We start from the raw sequence: 16,776 nt of genomic DNA on the forward strand, positions 1-16,776 counted from the left end.
AGGGCGGCGGCGTGTGCCCGCGCAAACCTGTTACTCCACGCACGGCACTGCCTGCCGATACGAGCCACCATGACCTGGCACCAAAGAACGATCTGGTCCGAGGGGTTGTTCCTGGAGCCCCAGCATTTTCAGCAGCATGACCGCTTCATCGAGCACCTGGTTCGCTCGCACGGCCGGGCTACTGAACCATGGTCCTGGGGCTGGGTATCGTATCTGCTCGACGAGGTCACGCTCGGGCTGGGCAAGGTCGCGCTCATCTCCGCGTTCGGCGTGTTGCCTGACGGGACCGCATTTACGTTCCCCGACGAAGAGCCTGCGCCACCGCCGCTCGACATCCCTGCAGGCACCCGCGACGAAGTAGTCGTGCTCGCATTGCCCCTGGCGCGCAACGGCGCCAAGGAAGTTGATGTCGAAGGCGGTGCGGCCGATGGCCTGCGCTACCTTGCGGCAGACACCTCAGTCACCGACAGCACGACGAGCACGGACCGCGTGGCCCAGATGCGTGTCGGCATGCCGAACCTGCGCCTGATGCTTGCGCACGACAGCACCGACGCCTTCACAACGATCGGGCTCGCGCGCGTAGTGGAAAGGCGCGCGGACAACCGGGTGGTTCTCGATGCCCGCTATATCCCGCCGATGCTCCACGCACTCGCCAATCCGCAGCTGCTCGGCTACGAGCAGGAGATCGCGGGTCTGCTGCACCAGCACGCGGACCGGATCGCCGCACGGCTCGCCAGACCGGGGCACGGCGGGGTCGCGGAGGTCGCCGACTTCCTGCTGCTGCAGACCATGAACCGATTCGAGCCGCTATTCATGCATTTGCAGCAAGTGCCGCTGCTGCATCCCGAGCGGTTCTATCAACTCGCCATCGCCTTGTCGGGAGATCTCGCCACCTTTGACGAACGTCGCAGGGTCGTCATGTACCCCCCATATTGTCACGACGACCTGGAGGCCTCGTTCGAGCCCGTGATGCGTGAACTGCGTCAGTCGCTGTCACAGGTGCGCGAGCCTGACGCTGTCGCGATCGAGTTGCAAAGCCGCAAATCCGGCGTACGAGTGGCGTCGATCAACGACCTCGAACTGGTAAAGAAGGCCGGCTTCGTGCTGGCAGCCAACGCAAAGATGTCCGGCGAGGCGCTGCGGGTGCGCTTCCCGACCCAGGTGAAGATCGCGCCGGCCGACCGCATTCGCGATCTGGTCAATCTGGCGCTCCCGGGCATCGGGCTGCGCGCCATGCCAGTCGCACCGCGGCAGATCCCTTTTCATGCGGGTTACAGCTATTTCGAGCTCGATCGGAATGGCGATCTGTGGAAGGAGCTTGAACAGACCGGCAATCTCGCCATGTATATCGCGGGCGAGTTTCCCGGACTCGAACTGGAATTCTGGGCGATCCGCCAGTGACGGCCATGCCGAGCGACGATCCGTTTGAGGGTTTTGAACCTGATCAGACCATGATCAAGCCTAATCCAGGCGCGCGGCGGCGTCCGGAGGCGGCCGGATCTCCGTGGGCGGGAGAAACCTCAGGCGGCGCCGGTGCGGAGCCCTCGCTCGATGCTGTGTTCGCCGCGGCTGGATCAAGCGGCTCGCTCAATCCGCTGATCGCGGCTTGCACGCCACTGCTGCGGCTAGGCCCTCAAATCCGGGCGATGACGTCCTGCGCCGACCCCGTTGCATTGCGCGATACGCTCGCGCGCGGGATCCGCCGCTTCGAGGCCCAGGCGAGAGCAAGCGCAATCCCCGCGGAACACGTCACCGCCGCCCGCTACATCCTTTGCACCATGCTCGACGAAGCGGCTTCGGGTACGCCATGGGGAGCGGGCGTGTGGGCACGCCAGAGTCTGCTCGTCACCTTCCACAACGAGACCTGGGGCGGCGAAAAGGTCTTCCAGCTGCTCGCGCGGCTCGCCCAGAAACCCGCGCAACATCTGCAGTTGCTCGAACTGATGAACCTCGTGCTGGCGCTCGGCTTCGAAGGCCGTTACCGGGTGGAAGGCGGAGGCCATCGCACGCTCGAGACGGTGCGCGAGCGGCTATATCAGTTGATCCGCAAGGAGCGCGGCGAACCGGAGCGGGCTTTGTCGCCTCACTGGCAGGGTGTTGCGGGCGCGCGCCGCCGGGTCACCGACGTGCTGCCCGTGTGGGTGGTGGGTGCGTTCGCCTTGCTGGTGCTGGCCCTCATCTATCTGGCGATGAGCTTCAGTCTGAGCCGCCACTCGGATCCCGCGTTCGATACGATCGCGTCGATCCGTGCAGGCGCGACGCGACCGATCGTGATTGCTCCGGCAGCGAAGCCGCGGCTTGCCGAGTTCCTAGCACCTGAAATCCGCGACGGCCTCGTCAGCGTCAACGACCAGGTCGATCGCTCAATCATCACAATCCGGGGAGACAGCATTTTCAGACCGGGCAGCGCAGCCGTTTCCGAACGTGTCACACCGCTACTCCAGCGCATCGCAGCGGCGCTGAACGCCGTGCCGGGCAACGCGCTAGTCACCGGCCATACCGACAATCAGCCGATCCGCTCCGCACGCTTTCCGTCGAACTGGGAACTGTCGCAGGAGCGCGCCGCAAACGTACGGGACATGCTCGCAGCGACGGTCGCGCCCGCCCGTCTGAAGGCCGAGGGTCATGCAGACTCCGATCCGGTTGCGCCGAACGACACGCCGGCTGGCCGGGCGCTAAACCGGCGTGTCGAAATCACGCTGTTCGCCAGGCCCGGCTCGTAGGCTATTGCTGACGATTGCGGATCTCGACATGAAGAAAATCCTGTCGGTCGTGTTCCATCCGATCCTCCTGATGATCGTGGGCTTGCTGCTAGTTTCGGCAGTCATCTGGCTGGTCGGCCCCTTGCTCTCGGTGGCGCATAACTATCCGCTCGAATCGGAAAACGCACGGTTGATCGCAATTGGTTGTGTCGTCCTGCTAATTGTCTTGCGGCGGCTTTTCGCGGCGTGGCGAGCGCGGCGCACCCAGGCAGCGCTTGCCGACGGTCTAGCCGCGCGCACCGAAGCGCCTCGAGAGGCGCCGCCCGGCCCCGGAGACGCGGAGGTGACCACGCTGCACGAACGCTTCGACGAAGCACTCGGCATTCTGCGGCAAGCGCGAGTTTCCGCCTCGGGCCGCAAGCCAGGATGGCGCGACTGGTTGTCGCTTTCGTCCCGGCAGTACCTGTATCAACTGCCCTGGTACATGTTCATCGGCGCACCGGGTTCGGGCAAAACCACCGCGCTGATTCATTCAGGACTGAGCTTCCCGCTCGCGGAGCGCTTCGGCACGGACGGGATCAAAGGGGTGGGCGGCACGCGCAACTGCGACTGGTGGTTCACCGAGGAAGCGGTGCTGATCGATACAGCCGGCCGCTACACGACACACGAGAGCGACCGCGACGCAGACCGCGCCGCCTGGCAGGGGTTTCTCGGTCTGCTCAAGAAAACTCGGCCGCGGCAGCCGATCAACGGTGTACTGGTCACCGTGAGCGTTTCGGATCTGCTCGACTCGACACCGGACGGCCTCCCCGAGATGGCTGCCGCACTGCGGGCCCGCGTGCGCGAGCTCACCGAACAATTCGGCACCCGCTTTCCAGTCTACGTACTGGTAACCAAGACAGACCTGCTTGCGGGCTTCAGCGAGTTTTTTGCTGACTTGACCAAGGAGGAGCGCGCGCAGGTCTTCGGCTTCACGTTGCCCTATCAGGCTGACGCTCCAGAAGCAGCAAACGCCTTGAATGCCCGCGTCATCGAGGAGCTTGACGCACTCGAGACCCGGCTGGTAGCCCGCGTACCCGAACGACTGCACGCGGAGACGGGCCTATCGCAGCGCGCTGCAATCTTCGGCTTTCCGCAGCAGTTCGCCGCGCTCAAGGCGATAATCGCCGACTTTCTGCGGACAACCTTCGTGCAGACTCGCCACGACGAGACACAAATGGTTCGGGGCGTCTACTTTACGAGCGGTACGCAGGAAGGCACGCCGATCGATCGTGTCATGGGCGCGATTGCACGCGCCTTCGGCGTCGAGCGCAACATCCAGGCGCCCCGTCCGGCAAGTGGACGGAGCTTCTTCATTACCAGGCTGTTGAGCGAGGTGGTCTTCGCAGAACAAGGACTGGCCGGGTCAAATCTTGCGTGGGCGAGGCGGCGCCGCGTGCGCCACCTCGCCGCCTGCGCGGCGATCGCCCTTGTCGCGGCTGGCGCACTGACGCTCTGGAGCATGAGCTATCTGCACAACCGCGCTTATGTGGCGAGCGTCCATGAGGCTGCGCGTTCCGCCCAAGCCGCCGTTGCGGCAACCAACTCAGCCAACGCCAGTCTCGTCGCTCTGCTGCCATTGCTCTCGGCGGTGCGCAATTTGGCATCGACGCCCCAGATCGATGCCGCGCATCCGCCGTTTGGCATGCAATGGGGCCTGTGGCAGGGTCGCAAGCTGGACGCGGCCGCTGACTCCGCCTACCAGCGCTTGCTCACCGACCTGTTTCTGCCAAAGCTCGCAGCGCGGATCGAAGAACAGGCACGCGGCGCAAGCGCGGCAAACCCAGGGTATGCGTATGAAGCGCTCAAGGCCTATCTGATGATCAACCAGCCCGAGCATCAGGATCCCGACGCACTGAAGGTGTGGATTCTCACCGACTGGGATCGCACCCTGCCGCGCGAGGTGAGCAACGACCAGCGCGCGGCGTTGCGCGCACATCTTGATGCGCTGCTCGCCCGCGGCGCTGTGCATTCCAACCTCCCGTTCGACGACAGCCTCGTTGCTCATCTGCGCGGCATGCTGGCTTCCAGCCCGCTCGCGCAGCGGGTGTACGGGCGGCTCAAGCAGCAAGGCGTGGGGGCCGATTTTCCGGAGTTCACGGTGGCGCGCGCAGGCGGCCCGAACGCGTCGATCGTCTTCACCCGCGCGAGCGGTGCGCCGGTCACGCAAGGCGTGCCCGGCCTCTATTCATTTGATGGCTACCATCGGGCGTTCCTCAGCGCGATCGATCAGGTCGCGGCTCAACTGGCGTCCGAGGAGCCGTGGGTACTTGGCATTCACGACCAGAGTGGCTTACCGCGCGGCGACCCGGCAGCCATGCGGCGCCTCACCGAAGACGTGCGTCTTCTCTATCTGCAGGACTACGCGCGCATCTGGAAAGCCTTTCTCGACGACATCCGCATCGTACGCGCTACCACGCTGACCGAAGCCGCGCAGATCGCCCGGATCCTGTCGGCGCCGGATTCCCCGCTGCTCGCGCTCGCGCGCGCTGCCTCCCGCGAGACCACGCTCGGCACGAAGCCCGAAAGCGAAGCCGGCGTGGTCGATAAGGCGAACGACAAGCTCGCCGCCGCGCGCGAAAATCTAATGAAGATCATCGGCGAGCCCGATCCGACCAGGATTGCGCCGGTCGCACCCGGCAATCAGCTGGAGAGCATCGTCGATGACCGTTTTGCGGACCTGCGCGCGCTGGTCACGAGCCCCGGCGCGGGTCAGCCCGCGCCGATCACCCAGACGATCGGCCTCATCAACGATATGTACGTCTATCTAAACGCCACCGATCAGGCGCTCCAGCAAAAGACCGCACCGCCCCCGTCCGACGTGCCGTCCAAGCTGCGTGCGCAAGCCGGGCGGCTGCCCGAGCCGATCCGCACGGCGCTCGTCGACCTTGGCAGCGCTGGCGCAGTCGAGACGCAGGACGCGCGGCGCGCCAATCTCACGGCGGACCTCAAGGAGTCGGTCGCCTCGTTCTGCAACCGCGCGGTGACCGGGCGCTACCCGTTCGATCGATCCTCGGCGCGCGACGTCCTGCCTGAAGATTTCGGCGCCCTGTTCGCGCCCGGTGGCAAGTTCGACGACTTTTTCCAGAAAAATCTCGCCGCCGACGTGGATATGTCCACCAGGCCGTGGGCCTTCAAGAAAGTTGACGAATCAATGGCGCAGATCAGCCCGGCCGGGTTGGCACAGTTCGAGCGCGCAGCCACCATTCGCGACGTGTTCTTTCATGGTGGGGGCAAGACACCGTCGCTCACGCTGCAGTTCAGGCCGGTGGAAATGGACCCATCGATCCTGCAACTTGCGCTCGATGTTGACGGTCAGGTACTGACCTATGCGCACGGGCCGCAGGTCGCCACAACGATCCAGTGGCCCGGCACGCGCGGCAGCGGCCGTGTGAGCCTGCAGCTCACGCCGCCGCCCACCAGTAGCGCGACAAATCTGATGTTCGAAGGGCCGTGGGCGCTCTTTCGCATGTTCGACCGTCTCGAAATCGAACCTACGCAGCAGCCCGAGCGCTTCTTCGTGACGTTCGATGTCGAAGGTCGCAAGGCGCGTTTCGAGGTGACGGCCAACAGCGTGGAGAATCCATTCCGCCTCGCCGATCTGCATGCTTTCTCATGCCCCGCGCAATTATGAGCGATACCCCGTCGGTTGGCCCCGAACACGAAGTCGCCAGCGCAGGTGGCATCGCTGGCTGGTACGGCAAGCTACCATCGCTTGGCGACTTCGCCAGTCGGCGGCTCCCGGAGGAATTTCTCCAGCCATGGGACGCGTGGCTGTGTGAACGCATCGCGCAGACGCAAGCACAGCTTGGGGAAAGCTGGCTCTTGCTGTATCTGACCTGTCCGGTGTGGCGCTTTTTTGTCATGCCTGGCGCGCTTACGCATGGATTGAACGAATGCTGGACGGGGGTGCTGATGGCATCGGTGGACCGTGTTGGACGACATTTTCCGCTCACGATCTGTGCGCCCTTACCCAACGCTCCGGCGCGTGAGTACGAGATGGACGGCATCTGGGAGTGGCTTGCCTCAATCGAGGCGGTGGCCCTCGACGCACTCGATTTCGACTACTCGATCGAGCGGCTCGATGCACAACTGAGTGGCCTGCCGCTGCCTCAGGTGACACGGTATGGACAATCTGCAGCGTTTTTGCACGGGCCGTGGACCATATCGTCTGCTGCTGGATTCGCCGGGCAGTTCGGCGACCAAAGCGCAGCGCTCTGGCAATCTGGTGTCCGGGGCATGAGCCTGTGGAGTGCAGCCGGGGCGCCGCGCGCTGCGCAGGCGGCTCAACCCGAACCAGTGAAGCAGGTGCGCGAGACGGCGGAACTCACCTTCACGGTCTGGGCCGCTCGTGGCATGCCCGACAACGAACTCTTCACGACCATGCTGCGGAATCAGCAACCATGAGCGAGCCCGACGACGCTCCGGACCTTTCCCGCAAAGCGTCCACTGAGGACGACAGGACGGTGATCGCGAGCACCGCGCGAGCAGGTCTGAACGCGCAGCCGCAAGCGAGTGGAGCGGCTGGGTCTGCAGGCTCGTATAGCGCAAACGCAGGGGCCAATACCTTGCCGCCCGGCACACGCCTTGGCGAATTTGAAATCGTCGAACTGATCGGCGAAGGCGGCTTTGGCATCGTGTACCTTGCCTATGACACTTCGCTTGGCCGCCACGTCGCGCTCAAGGAGTACATGCCTTCCGCATTGGCGGCACGAGTGGGCTCGACCGAGGTGCAGGTCAAGTCGGAACGTCACGAAGTCACATTTCGCGCGGGCCTCAAGAGCTTCATCAACGAAGCGCGTATTCTCGCGCAGTTCGATCATCATTCGCTGGTCAAGGTATACCGCTTCTGGGAGGCGAACGGCACGGCCTACATGGTCATGCCTTATTACAAAGGGGTGACACTCAAGGATGCGCTCAAGGCCATGAGCGCGCCGCCCGACGAGCGCTGGCTGCGCACGCTGCTCGCGCCGTTACTCGATGCCCTTGCCGTGCTGCATGCGGCGAACTGTTACCACCGCGACATTGCACCCGACAACATCATTTTGCTCGAAGGCACCGGGCGTCCCGTGCTGCTCGATTTCGGTGCGGCACGGCGCGTGATCGGCGACATGACCCAGGCGCTCACTGTCATCCTCAAGCCTGGTTACGCTCCCATCGAACAATATGCCGAGGTGCCCTCGCTCAAGCAGGGTGCCTGGAGCGATCAATACGCGCTGGGCGCTCTGGTGTACTTCGCGATCGTAGGCAAGACACCGCCTCCTTCAGTGGGCCGCATGGTGAGCGACAGCTACCAGCCACTCGCCGGGCTTGTGGCCGGCCGGTATACGGATCGATTCGTCCGGGCCATCGATCATGCGCTCGCTGTGATGCCCGCCGATCGCCCGCAAACGGCAAAGCAGTTCGCCGAGGAACTCGGCCTTCCGTCCGAGACCGCTGCGCGTCATGGCGGGCCCCCTCACGAAGGCACGCCAGTGGCGCCCGGTGACCGCTCAGGCGCAGCGTCTGCCAAGCGGCGTCTGCTCGGGGGCGCCGCAGTTGCCCTGGCTTGCGCAGCCGGCGCCGGTGCATGGTGGCTGCATAGCCAAAAGCCAGCCCGGACACCCCATTCGATAGAGACGGGAAAGGCAATCGGCGCGTCGAACGGCCGTGCGGCGCCAGCGACAATCGAAGCATCGTCAAATCTGGTCATCGCGCCGCCAGCCAGCGCCGCTCAAGCAGTTCCGCAGGCCGCCTCCGCCATGCCGCCAACGGAACCGCCTGTGCTTGCCTTTACCGCACCCGGCGAACTCGCGCGCATCGCTGCGCTCGCCGATCCAGGCATTGAGGTCAAGGTGGAGGTTCCCGTGCCACGCGCGGTCGTCAACCGCGACAAGCTGCGCTTCTCGATCGTCAGCAATCGTGCTGGCTACCTTTACGTGTTCGCGGTCGATCCGGCCAATGCATACCTGCAGCTGTTTCCGAACGGACTCGATCAGGACAACCGGATCGCGCCGGGCAAGCGCATCGTCCTGCCGCGATCGAGTTGGCCGATGCTGGCAGGCGAGCCGCTCGGAGAGAATCATTTCCTCGCTATGGTTTCGCTCACACCCCGTGACTTCTCGGCGCTAGGCCTCTCACACGATTCCGTATTCGCCAGCTTGCCGCCCGCGGCACAGGAAGCGGCAGCAGCCCGGCGCACTGCGTCATCGTCACCGTTTGCCGGCACGGCGCAATGCACCGACGCGGCCTCGGCGTGCTCGCAGCAATATGGTGCAACGACCTTCAAAATCGAGGTTGTGAGATCGTCTAAGTAGCGGGGGCGGCCCCGGGGACAAGCACGGCCGGATCGCGGTCGCAACAGAAGACTGCAGCGAGAGGAAACTATGCTCACGACACGGACCTGGCTTGCCGCACTCGCCTCCATTCTATGTATGGCAATGTTGGGCTGCGCCACGCCAAACCAGCAGCAGACGTCTGGCCCCGGTGCTCCCAGTCAGTCCGGCACGCAAAGCGAAGCAACGCTCTCCGCACAGTCAACCCCGCCGGGCGGCACCGACGCTGGCGTGAAGTATCCGGTCCCCAATGCGTCATCGTCGGATCTAGCCGGCACCGCGAGCACATTCGCGACGCGCAACGCGCTCTACGAGCCTGTGCGCTTTGCGGACTTGCCGGGCTGGGGCAGCGACGATGTAGAACAGTCGTGGGAAGCGTTCAGGCACAGTTGCTCAGTTCTCGCCGGCAAACCCGGCTGGTCGGCACCATGCGCGGCTGCGCGCCGCATCGACGGGCACGATGCGGCTGCAGTACGTCGCTTCTTCGAGCAGAACTTCACCGTCTATCAGATACGCAACGTTGACAAGACCGCTAACGGTCTGTTGACGGGCTACTATGAACCGACGCTGAACGGGAGCCGCAAACGCACCGGCCCCTACTTGTACCCCGTGTATGGCGTGCCGCACGACATGCTGTTTCTCGACCAGCGGCGCCTGCCGCCGGACGCTCGGGACAAGGCAATCGCCGCCCGCATCGAAAACCGCAACGTGGTCCCCTTGACTGCGGTGTCGAGCGGCAATCTCAACGGCGTCTACGCGTTGCAGCTGGGTAACAGCGTGCCCGACATTCGCGACAAAAAAATCCGGCTGCGGCTCGATGGCGACCGCATCATTCCTTACTATTCACGCGCCGAGATCGAGCGCGGCCAATTGAACGCGCCGATCCTCGCGTATGTCGAAGACCCTGCCATGCTCTATTCAATGCAGCTCCAGGGCGCTGGACGCATCCGTCTTCCCGATGGGTCGATTTTGCGGCTCGCATACGCCGAGCAAAATGGCTACGCATTCAATCCTCCCATTGCGAGCGCCAGCACCAAGGGAAAAAAGGTCCTTGTACGAGGCGTCGAGATCGATCTGGAGGAAGGACAGGCGAGCGTGCAAATCGCTGACAACGGCAACGGCGCGGGTGGCAATGCGGCCGATGACCAACCGCAATCGCCGCTTTTGCGCGGTGCGGATAAGCCCGACGCCGCTGCCGACGCGGCTGTATCGCCCGGCACCGGAGGACCTGCCGGCAGCGCTAGCCAGCCTGACTCACCGCTTCTGCGCGGCTTCAATCTCATCAAGAGCAGCACGCCCAGTGGCGCAGGACATTTGCAAACGCAAGTAGCACAGCAGGAAAAACCGGGCGCCCAGGCTGCGCAAAGTGGTCCGCCGCTGTCGGGCAAACCAATCAGTTATCTATTCGCGACTTCGGATCCGAGCTACGTCTTCTTCAAGACCATTCCCGATTCGAAAAACGGCCCAATCGGCGCGCTTGGCGTGCCGTTGTCAGCGGGCCGCTCCGCAGCCATCGACCCACGCACCACGCCACTCGGCGCACCCGTGTACGTGAGTACCGGCGAGGCCCCCGCGGGCGTCGTCTCCATGACGCGCCTCATGATGGCACAGGACGCCGGCGGCGCGATCCGCGGCGCGGTACGAGTTGACTTCTTTTTCGGCTCCGGGCCGCAGGCTCAGGTGCAGGCGAGCAAGATCAGGCAGCCGGCACAAATGTGGGTGCTGCTGCCCAACGGACTGAAAATCACAGCCAAGGAATCGAGTGTGCGTGTGCGCGGCGCTCCCGTCGCACCAACGCTCGATTGCGTGGTAAGCGACCCGGATCTATGCGTCGAAAACGGGCAGTGAAACCGCCAATCCACGCCATGCCGTAACGCCCGGATCCGGCCAAATGACGCGCTTTACTTTGGGATGACACTTCGCATGGGTAAGCCCAATCTGCTAATCGCCTTGCCGACCTACCGCGACGAAGTGCATGTCAATTTTACCTTTTCGCTGGTGAACACGACGCGCGCACTCTCAGACAGCGGAATGACATTTCAGATGATGCATGTCGGGTCATCGCACATCACACGGGCACGCAATTTCTTCGCGAGCTATTTCCTGGAGCATCCGGAATACACACACCTGCTCTACCTCGACACCGACATGCATTTTCCGGCCGAAGCCGTGCTCAAGTTGATAGCCGCTGACCGCCGTATCGCCGGGGTCGCATACCCATACCGGCACGTCGAGTTGAGTCGGCGGATCGAACAGCAGGACAGTGGCCTTTCGATTCGCGACTGGATCGCCAAACACGCCGAATACACCGTGCGCGTCAAATGTAACGCCGACGGCCAGGCGCAAGTCGTGGATGGTTTCGTCGAAGCAGAACATGTTGGTACTGGCATCATGCTCGTCAAACGCGACGCGCTTGAAGCAGTGAGACCGTTTGCCAGGCGCTTTGATCCGCCGCACCAATATCGCTCGTTGATTCAAAGCCGCAATTTCTACGGCTTCTTCGATCCGCTCGAAGAACAAGGCGCATACCTCTCCGAAGACCTCTCCTTCTGCCGCCGTGCGCGCATCGGCGGCTGTGAAATCTGGGCGTTGCTCGACCAGACCATCGCCCACTACGGAACGCTTGAAGTAAGCGGTCAATACCTGGCGGCGCTGCATTTGCGGGGCAATCTGGGTTAGGCACATCGAGCAGCAGAAGCCGCCTGCGCGGCTACGCCCGCGATGATAAGTGACAACGCCGACCACGATGCCGCCGCACCGTTGCAGTGAAAATCGCTCGGTAAAGGAATCGATGCGACATCGATTATCGTTCATTCACGTCAATATCGGTGCGCGAGAATTCATGAATTCGCACGTCAACTCTGTGATCGCGTGCAATTTTTCACAGAGCACACCAACAAAAATAGCATCAAATATTTGGAAACCATTATCTTAAATCTGTATTAAAGCGATTCAATAAAATTGAAAAGCAACTGTCGTTTGCAAAGAAATCAAATGTTAAGTTATCCCTGGAATAATTCATCCCTTTGTCCAATACTTTGAAGGCGAACTCCAGAAATCCGAAGAAAGGGGGTCCTTGCAATGGAAACGATTCCGGTCGACTCGTGTGTTCAAGGACAAGAAACCGTTGCGCTCCCGGATTTGTGGCGGCGCCGAACGCAACTATCCAGCGACGAAATGGCGGTGATGTACGACCTCGTTCGGGGTGCTCTACGACCTTATCATCCGCTTGAGCTCCAGTCACTACGTGAAGACAAGGAAGAACTTGTTGCGCAATTCATCTACGCCAAGGTGTTTCGCCTCGAGCCCGGCCGAGCCAGATCAACGGCGAGCGCCGACAGCGCGCCATCGAACAACTACGCGCTTTGTGCCTACTTCAGGCGCTACCTGATCGATTGCTTGAGGAGCGCGAGCCACCAGCACAACGTGTCGATCGAGACAGAGGGGATAGGCCAGGAAGTTGACGAACACACGTATACGCTCGGCGATCCCATCCAATCTGAATTGATTCAATACGGGCTGGACGAGTATCGCGTACGCCTGCTGGCCCAGCGATTTATCGGCGAGCTGGACCGTCATGAAAAAATAGTACTGGCCGGCAGCTTCGGCCGTTACCGAGGTCTCAGAGGCGGCTTGTCTGGCGTTGCCGCCCAGTACGGGGTGCCGTCATATCACTACCGTGCCCTGAAACTCGGCGTCGTACTGAAGAAGTCTGCTCGGCCAGAAGATTTCGCGGCGACTAAAATTGGCCGCTGGATCACCGAAGAGGTGGGCATTGCAATCGCTACTGAAAATCGTGCCGCCATCTCACTGGTTCTCAATCTGCTTGGAGCTGAATCCAGCGAACACACCTCGCTGTGCTAGTTCATGCGAACAGATCGGCGTTCGTTCGCCAGGTTCGCGTTTAGCGAATAGCGGTCGCATCGAGCAACGCGCAGGTCACTTCGGAGGTCATGGCTAATGAGTTCAAGAAACATCATCGCAATCTGCCAGCGCAACATCCTTCGATATTCGAACGACTGTGCGGGCTTTGTGAGGGCTGTGGCCGGCGCTTGTGGTGTGCTGCTTATAGGCGATGCCAACAGCATCGTGGGTCTGCTCAAGACCGGCCAGTTCCTGTCCGATGGGACTGCGGCGCAACAGGCCGCGGCGAGCGGACAACTTGTCATTGCAGGTGTCTGCGCGCCCCGTCATGGTCACGTAGCCGTTGTCGTGGACGGGCCGATACGAGCTGGAAAGTACCCGTACGCCTTCTGGGGACGTTATCACGAGTTGGCGGCCGCGGGCATTTCAGCCAATGTTGGTTTTACCCGCGGACACGGAACACTGAACTTTGCATTTGATGCCGACAAGCTCGACCTCGTGCAATACGCCTCATTTTCTCCAGTTGCCAGTTTGCTCCCTGCGCATGGTTCCGAGGAAGGACATCTCTTGCATACCTTTACCTAGCCTCCCCGCTCCTGTCTGCCGTCGAGCCAGGAGAAAAGGCCGGTTTGGCAACGTCTCCTTGACGTACGAACATCAACACCTCTTACCCAGCTCTACCATGGGAGCCTGCCGAATCTACTGCGCAGTGTTGCCTGCTCATCGATTGACGTTTTCCCGAGCACCGGATCAGCCGCGATTTGTGTCATGCCCGAATGGGAATGGACCAGGCGTCTTATGAGGGGCAACGGAGAACCATGTCTGACCAGTTCGGAACCGGGTCCACCGCAACTCAACACATTGAAGAGCCACGGCCGCACTTGCCTCACCAGGTGTGGGGCGAGTGGTGCGGTCATCTCAACGAGGTGACAGCGCCTGACGTTGGTCTCTGCCAGGCGGCCAAGCCACTCATTGTCGAGATGGAAACGGTACGCTTCGTTGAAAGGACCGACATGATTCAACACGCTTGCGGGCATGACCCAGCCCGACATCGTCGGAAAGTCGTTGATGCGCAGAATCCTGCTGTGTTCGTCGATCTCCAGCTGTGTCGACGAAACGAACCCCACGCCAGCAGACAGAAGACTTCCGGCAGTGGCCAGGAAGTCGGGATACCAGCGATCGTCATCCTCGAGAAATGCCACCCAGTCTGAATCGACCTTTTCAATGGCGGCATTGAGTGACGCGGCTTGCCCATGAGGGGTTGGTGATTCGGCGATCTTCAAACCAAACCGCTCAGCAATCTCGCCCAATGCGTGCGATTGCCCTTTGTCGACACCCACGATGACCGAAACAGCGTGTTCGCTATAGTTGGATTGTGCCTTGACCGAATCGATTGCAAGCTCCAGAAACCGAAGCTGCGAGGGCCGCGCTCTCGATGGAATGATAACGTTTAGCGTAGTCTCGTTCATCGCTGAAGTTGACCCTGTAATCCCGGACACAGCTTCACACTAAGGTTGCTGAATCCATCGAGCGCCGGAACTCGCGGGGCGAGCGGCATTTCAGCGCGCTATAGAGATGCTTTTCGTTGTAATGCTATGTAACCGCGCTTCATTGTCTTCGCGAAGCTCTCAGCCATCCCGTTACTTTGCGGGCTACACACTGGCGTCGTCAATGGCTTCAGGCCGATATCCCTCGCCATCGACACCGACTTTCCAGCCTGGAGGCTCTCCCACACCATTGCAAGCTTTTGTTCCGCCGTCTAGCGCCGCCGACGCTCCGGGCCCGTCAACACTTCTATCACTTCCTGCCTGCCGAGCACATGCTGGCGGGCAGCCAGCATCGCGGAGGCCTTGCGGCGCGAGGCGTGACGTCTGACCAGATGTAAAACCGTGCGCTGTCCTTCTTATCCGTAGAGCGTATTGAGTGTGTCAACGTTTCGACATTAATTGTGTCAACCCGACATCTCGCGACAGAACGAGGCCGACGAAGCTTTCAGTGGATAAGATTTAACGACGCGACTTCAACCTGCCGTCGCCACATGCGGACGAAGTCCTTCTCCTGTGAAGAAGCGGGGGGTTGCGTCTGCCGAGGCAGCGGCGATGCGGGACGCCCATCAAACGTTACCCTGGAGCCTCATCATGTCTGCATCGCCTTCTTTTAGATAAGGAATACTACATTCTCTGAATAAATTTCCCCGCTTAAAATAACGGGCATTTCGGCTCGATGACGTCCGGAACACTCACAAGACATGGCTATCTTCGACAGCCACAATTCAAGTGTTGCGGGACGATGTGATCGCCACCCAACCATCGAGATTTGCGCGATACAGCTCGAACTGCCACGCACGCGCAAACGGATAAGACAAGCCGTCTCCGGGGCATCGGACGGGATCCGCGCTGGGCCGCAAACCTTTCAGAAGCGGCTCGGATCGCCGCAGGCGAGTTGACTAATCTAATACGGTCACATGCAAGTTGACAATTTTATTATTCTTTCAGTGGCGATAAATCTGTCAACACGTTCGGCTCTGACCGCATCCGCACTGGTCCCGGTCGGTGACAGACTTATCGAGTTCTACGACCTGCTCCGACGACAACTTCGATGGCGCACCGCTAACCTGGCGGTATAGACACATTTCTCGTGAGGCACTTATTACATGCCGGTATTGATACCGCTTGCGAAAGAATCGCCAATTGCCTCCATCAATTGATGGAGGAAAGCGAGCCGGTGCACGCGCGCGACGCTCGATACGGAATTGCACCAATTGGCCACTAGTTGCCGCCGGCCTAATATTCGCGAAAAAACAGCCTTGTCCTATGCTTGATCAGCTTTCCTTTGCTGGGGGTGAGCCAGAAGCCTGAGTGCTGCGAGCCATGGACGAACTCAACGAATTTTTGCTTTGCCTGTATCGGGCGTCTCACGATGTGCCCCTTGACGAGTTTCAGGCACACGCGGTGACGCTGCTCCAGGCGCTTGTCCCGTTCGACCTCGCGCGGTGGGGAACCACGGTGCGCGATGAACGCGGAGCGGCCTACCAGACACCTTGGTTCTACAAGGACCCGCCCGAATCGCTGCAGGACTACAACGAATTTCGTGAGCAGGACACCGCGGCCGTGCTCGTCATGGCCAATCCGGACAAGGCACTGAATTTCCCGCTCGCCGACTTCTACCCGGACAGCAGCACTGGAATACGCGCCTATCAGCGCCGCTACGAGCACGCACACGCACTCATCGCCTCACACCGCAATACCGAGACCGGACTTTTTGACGCGCTGTCCGTGTACGGCACCTCGCCCGCTCACCCCTTTACCGAGGCTCATCGTCAGTTAGCCGAACTTGCTTTCCCGCACCTGCGGGAAGCCCTGCGCATCAATCATTCCGTTCACGTCGAACGCTTAAGACACTCTGGAGCCGATCTTTGGGCCGTGGCGATTTGTGATGCTGCGGGCCGCCTGCGATATGCCGAGCCGCAGTTCACCGACTTGCTTCGCACGGAATGGCCGAACTGTCCCCGCGAACACCTGCCTGACGAACTCATACGTGTTGTCTCGGTCACCAAGGTTTCCAGACACGTCGGACGCGCGGTCGTGTTCTGCATTGACGTGTTGCATGGTGTGGCTTCTATTCGCGCGCGCCCGCGCATGCTGGTCGATGAACTGTCGCGCCGCGAGCTCGAGGTTGCCCGGCAGGTCGCCACTGGCCGCACTTATAAGGAAATCGCGAGGATCCTGAAGATATCTCCAGCGACCGTGCGCCATCATATTCAGACGATTCACGAACACATGGGCGTGCGCAACAACGTCGAACTTGCCGTGCTGCTTGGCAAGGACGGCTTTTGACCTTGGCGCGGCGCCCCTGTG

Annotated in this window: 11 protein-coding genes and 1 pseudogene; 10 read left to right on the top strand and 2 right to left on the bottom strand. The window is 61.5% G+C overall.

Features of this window, described 5'->3' with window-relative positions; all coding sequences use genetic code 11:
• Positions 1-69 precede the first annotated feature (69 nt).
• The 9 genes from tssK (at position 70) to L0U83_RS35295 (ending at position 13,504) form a co-directional block, all read left to right on the top strand.
• Positions 70-1,401 carry a type VI secretion system baseplate subunit TssK gene (gene tssK / locus L0U83_RS35255; RefSeq protein WP_233888769.1) on the top strand — a complete coding sequence of 444 codons (1,332 nt, stop codon included), beginning with the start codon at positions 70-72 and terminating at the stop codon, positions 1,399-1,401.
• Positions 1,402-1,451: 50 nt separating this feature from the next.
• Entirely contained in the window at positions 1,452-2,723 is a 1,272-nt protein-coding gene (locus tag L0U83_RS35260) for a DotU family type VI secretion system protein (RefSeq protein ID WP_233888770.1), read from the top strand.
• A gap of 28 nt (positions 2,724-2,751) precedes the next feature.
• Positions 2,752-6,375, top strand: coding sequence for a type VI secretion system membrane subunit TssM (tssM, locus tag L0U83_RS35265; protein WP_233888771.1), 3,624 nt, complete (start codon positions 2,752-2,754; stop codon positions 6,373-6,375).
• Positions 6,372-7,148, top strand: a complete 777-nt coding sequence (gene tagF / locus L0U83_RS35270) for a type VI secretion system-associated protein TagF (RefSeq protein WP_233888772.1) — start codon at positions 6,372-6,374, stop codon at positions 7,146-7,148. Before tssM ends, tagF begins: the two co-directional genes overlap by 4 nt.
• Entirely contained in the window at positions 7,145-9,037 is a 1,893-nt protein-coding gene (locus L0U83_RS35275) for a serine/threonine protein kinase (protein WP_233888773.1), read from the top strand. Before tagF ends, L0U83_RS35275 begins: the two co-directional genes overlap by 4 nt.
• A 336-nt stretch (positions 9,038-9,373) precedes the next feature.
• Entirely contained in the window at positions 9,374-10,903 is a 1,530-nt protein-coding gene (gene mltA, locus L0U83_RS35280) for a murein transglycosylase A (protein WP_233888774.1), read from the top strand.
• Between the two features lie 75 nt (positions 10,904-10,978).
• Entirely contained in the window at positions 10,979-11,734 is a 756-nt protein-coding gene (locus L0U83_RS35285; protein ID WP_233888775.1) for a hypothetical protein, read from the top strand.
• Positions 11,735-12,136: 402 nt separating this feature from the next.
• A complete protein-coding gene (locus L0U83_RS35290) occupies positions 12,137-12,919 on the top strand; it encodes a hypothetical protein (RefSeq protein ID WP_233888776.1) in 783 nt (260 codons plus the stop codon).
• A 96-nt stretch (positions 12,920-13,015) separates the two neighbouring features.
• Positions 13,016-13,504 (top strand): hypothetical protein, encoded by a 489-nt coding sequence (locus L0U83_RS35295; protein WP_233888777.1) that lies wholly within the window; start codon positions 13,016-13,018, stop codon positions 13,502-13,504.
• Positions 13,505-13,596: 92 nt separating this feature from the next.
• On the opposite strand, the gene L0U83_RS35300 is transcribed toward L0U83_RS35295, so the two are convergent.
• Positions 13,597-14,388, bottom strand: coding sequence for a glycosyltransferase family 2 protein (locus tag L0U83_RS35300; protein WP_233888778.1), 792 nt, complete (start codon positions 14,386-14,388; stop codon positions 13,597-13,599).
• Between the two features lie 34 nt (positions 14,389-14,422).
• Positions 14,423-14,615: pseudogene (locus L0U83_RS35305) on the bottom strand (IS3 family transposase); the annotation flags it as partial.
• Between the two features lie 1,174 nt (positions 14,616-15,789).
• Between L0U83_RS35305 and L0U83_RS40745 the strand changes: the two are divergent.
• Positions 15,790-16,755: a helix-turn-helix transcriptional regulator gene (locus tag L0U83_RS40745; protein WP_308445101.1), complete on the top strand. Its 966-nt coding sequence runs from the start codon at positions 15,790-15,792 to the stop codon at positions 16,753-16,755.
• Positions 16,756-16,776 lie beyond the last annotated feature (21 nt).

The sequence above is a fragment of the Paraburkholderia flagellata genome (assembly GCF_021390645.1).
GTDB classification, from domain to species: Bacteria; Pseudomonadota; Gammaproteobacteria; order Burkholderiales; family Burkholderiaceae; genus Paraburkholderia; species Paraburkholderia flagellata.